At 71.2% G+C, this 3,761-nt stretch carries 4 protein-coding genes; all 4 read right to left on the reverse strand.

Translation table 11 applies throughout. From position 1 onward, the window contains the following. Window positions 1-712: sialate O-acetylesterase (locus tag QR78_RS30795; protein ID WP_048431443.1), on the reverse strand; the 712-nt coding region annotated here is incomplete at its 3' end. A 119-nt stretch (window positions 713-831) separates the two neighbouring features. Then, window positions 832-2,238: a KpsE/RkpR family capsule polysaccharide export protein gene (locus QR78_RS30800; protein ID WP_048431444.1), complete on the reverse strand. Its 1,407-nt coding sequence runs from the start codon at window positions 2,236-2,238 to the stop codon at window positions 832-834. Then, window positions 2,235-2,933: an ABC transporter ATP-binding protein gene (locus QR78_RS30805; protein ID WP_048431445.1), complete on the reverse strand. Its 699-nt coding sequence runs from the start codon at window positions 2,931-2,933 to the stop codon at window positions 2,235-2,237. The genes QR78_RS30800 and QR78_RS30805 overlap by 4 nt, the downstream gene beginning before the upstream one ends. Beyond that, window positions 2,930-3,761: ABC transporter permease (locus QR78_RS30810; protein ID WP_125940064.1), on the reverse strand; the 832-nt coding region annotated here is incomplete at its 5' end. The genes QR78_RS30805 and QR78_RS30810, both read right to left, overlap by 4 nt.

The following is a 3,761-nucleotide window of genomic DNA, read 5'->3' on the forward strand; positions in this document are numbered from 1 at the left end:
GATGCTGGGCGAGGCGGACCGCGTCGTACTTGCCGTCGTTGCTGCCGCGGGGGCCGAGCTCCTGGATCAGCACCCGGTCGACGCCGAAATCGCCCAGCACCCGGGTCATGAAGGTCGTCAGCGCCTGGGCGTAGGCGGCGGTGCCGATGCCCCCCGAGGCGTCGGTCTCGCCCTGCGCCCACAGGACGACCTCCGCCGACCCGCCGACGGCCGACAGCAGCGACAGCGCCTTGCTGTAGAGCGAGCCTGCCGAGGTATCGAGCCAGTAGCCGTTGCCCTTGTCGGCCTCCCGGGTCAGCGCGGTGCCGCCCTTGGCGGCGGCGACGATCAGCACCGGCACGCCGGTCGCGGCGGCGTAGGAATTGGCGAAATAGGTCGAGGCGCCGCCGTCGATCTGCGGGCTGATCGAGCCGTCCGCCTCCATCATGTAGGTGCTGGCATTGCCGTCCGGCACCGCGGTCGGGGTGTTGAACCAGCGCTCGATGTTCGACTGGCCGATGGTGAACACCACGGCGCCGACCGCCAGCCGGTCCGACCTCACCGTCGATCCGGTCTGGATCTGGACGGTGTAGCCGTCGCCCTGCGGGATGTCCCGCAGGGTGCCGCCGGCGGTCCAGTCGATGACGACGTTGCCGTTCGCGTCGAGGATGCGGGCGCGATCGCCCGTGAAGGCCAGGTTGCCCGTTGTGCCGTCGCGCTGAACGAAGATCATGATCCGAGCCTTCCTGACGACGGCTGTCGGTTCGCGCCGTCTGGTTCCATCCCGTCCGGCCCGCTCCCCGCGGGCCGGGTCGTTCGCCGGATCCGGCCGCCGGGCGGGCCGGGGCCCCGTCACCGCAGATGGTCGCGGATGCCGAGGACGATGAGCAGGGCGGTGAGCCAGGCCAGCAGGGCGAAGCCGGCGACCAGCGCGATGGCGGCCGGGCGGCTCGGATACTGCGCGCTCTCGGCCAGGGCCGGGCGGGCGAAGGTGGCGAGGTAGACCTGCTGCCGGTCGGCGAGGCTGCGGGCGCTGCGCAGGGCCTCGACCGCGACGCCGTAGCTCTTCTCGGCGAAGCCCTGCTCGGCCTCGAGCGCGGCGTAGCGGGAGACGAGGCTGCCCATGTCGGTGCCCTCGCCGCCGCCCTCGCGCCGGCCCTCGGCCTCGACCAGGCGCAGCTGCCGCTCGGTCGCCCTGATGCGGCTCGTGAGGGCCTGGAGCACCGGGGCGTTCGGCTGCAGGGCGCTCGCGAGCGCGGTCGCCTCGGCCTGCATCGAGGACAGGTCGGAGCGCAGCTTCGCCAGGAGGTCGGCGTTGCTGGTGGCGAGCCTGACCGGGTCGAAGGTCCCCTCCTGCCGGCGGAAGTCGCCCAGCGCCTTGCGGGCATTCCCGAGCCGGGCTTCGGCCCGGACGAGCTCCGCCTCGGCAAAGCGCACGAAGTCGCGCCGGCCGCGCTCGGTCATCTCGTTGGCGAGGCGTTCCGAGCCTTCGAGCACCGCCTCGGCGAGGCGGACGCTGTCCTGCGCGGTGTAGGCCCGCACCTTGACGGTCAGGATGCCGGTCGAGAGGTCGTAGCGCGACACCACCACCGAGCGCCAATGGTTGACCAGCGCCTCGACCGGGGCCTTCGGGTCGAACCGGGACCAGAAGTCGGCGGCGGGATCCGAGAAGATCCGGCGCAGGTCGAGCTGGCGGTCGACCTCGTCGACGAACTGCCGGGTGGTCACGTAGTCGGCGAGGATGAACGAGTCGGTGTTGCCCGCCACCGCGTTCGGCGGGCCGTTGACCACGTTGATGGCGTCGTGGCCGGTGTTGCGCTCGACGGCGCGCACCGCGAACTTGACCTCGGAGACGTACTGGTCGCTCGCGAGGAACAGGTAGTAGATCGCCGCCGCCAGCACCGGCAGGGCCACCATCACCAGGAACGAGGCGACCACGCCGCGCCGGCCCCGCCGCCGCGCCCGGCGCCGCTCCTCGAGCCGGGCGGCGGCCTCGCCCGACAGGGGCGGGATCGGGGCCGGCATCGGCAGGACGGACGGCGCCTCGGCGACCCGCAGCAGGGCCGGTGCCTCGGCGCCGGACTCGCCCCCCCTCGCCTCGCCGCCCTTGACCTCGCGCAGCCGCGGCCGGCGCTCGGCCGGCTCCTCCTCGTCCTCGGGATCGAGGGGCGCGATCCCGGCCGGGACCGGCCGGCGCTGCTTGAGGACGCTGAGCAGCGGCGAGATCCGCGGGCCAGCCTGTCGTGACGGGTCGCTCATGACACCTCCGCCATCCGCAGCCCGGATCCCTCGATCTCGGTGCGGTAGATCTGATTCTGGTAGACGGCGATCGCGTCCTCGATCCGGTCGAACATCAGGATCCGGCCGCCGTCGAGGATCGCCCCCCGGTCGCAATACTGGCGGATCATCTTGACGTTGTTCGAGGTCATGATGATCCGCGCCGTGCGCCGACGCTCGGCGAAGAGCTGATTGCACTTGCGCTTGAACTCGACGTCGCCGGCCGCCGTGACCTCGTCCACCAGGTAGACGTCGAAATCGATCGCCATGCACAGGCTGAAGTACAGCCGCGCCCGCATCCCGTTGGAATAGTTGCGCATCGGCTCGTCGAGGTAGACGCCGAGCTCGGCGAAGTCGTCGACGAAATCGACCACCCGGCCGACCTCCTCGCCGTAGGCCCGGGCGATGAAGGCGACGTTCTCCCGCCCGGTCATCATCGTGCTGACGCCGATGGAATGGCCGACCGGGAACGACACCCGGGCGTCGCGGTAGATTCGCCCGCGATCGGGCAGCTCCGAGCCCGCCAGCATCCGCATCAGGGCGGTCTTGCCCGAACCGTTCCGGCCGAGGATGCCGAGGTTCATGTCGGTGGGCAGGCCCCCGTCGAACCCGTGCAGGATGCGCTTGAGGCCGAGCGCCGTGCGGTAGCTCTTCGAGACGTCGTCGAACAGGATCATATCGCCTCCGCCTTCCTGCGGCCCAGCCGCTCCAGGGCGAGGCCGAGCACGAACGCGACGACGGCGCACTGGACGAGGTAGGCCTTGTCCAGGGTGACGGCGCCGTAGGACGGGTAGAAGGACATCCGCACCCACTCGATGCCGTGGACCAGCGGATTCCAGACCAGGAAGCGCTGCGCCGTCGCCGGCACCTGGTCGACGAGGTAGAAGATGCCGGAGGACAGGTAGAGCGGCCGGGTGACGATGCCGAAGACGTTGTGCCAGGATTGCAGCAGCGCGCTCATCGTCGCGTTGATCATCCCGACCCCGACGGCGAGCAGGAACAGCGCGCCGATGGCGCCGCAGAGCGAGCCGAGGTCGTCCGGCCAGGGGCCGAAGCCGATGGCGACGAGCAGCGCGATCAGGATGCTCGAGACCACGAGCCAGGTCGCGCCTTCGAGGAGCGCGCGGGCGATCAGGATGTCGAGATGCGTCACCACCGGCACGTTGAGGAGCGGCCGGTCGGAGGTGAAGGCCGAGACGAGGCGGGAGGAGACCTTGCTCCAGAGGAAGAACGGCAGCAGCCCGGTCATGAAGAACAGGGCCATGCTGCCGCCCAGGGGCGAGCGCCGGCCCAGGGCGTAGTGCACGAGCGAGAGGCCGACCGCGTGGGCGATGGGCTCGATCAGGACCCACAGGTAGCCGAGCCGCGTGCGCCCGAAGCGGATATGGGTGTCGCGCAGGATCAGGGCGCCGACGACCTCGGCCTGGAGCCTCAGGGCGTCGCGCATGCCGGAGGCGGGCGGGGCGGGCGGGGAATCGGCAGGCAGGGAACGGGCGGGCATGGTG

Origin of the sequence: Methylobacterium indicum (assembly GCF_001043895.1) — a bacterium.
Classification (GTDB): Bacteria; Pseudomonadota; Alphaproteobacteria; order Rhizobiales; family Beijerinckiaceae; genus Methylobacterium; species Methylobacterium indicum.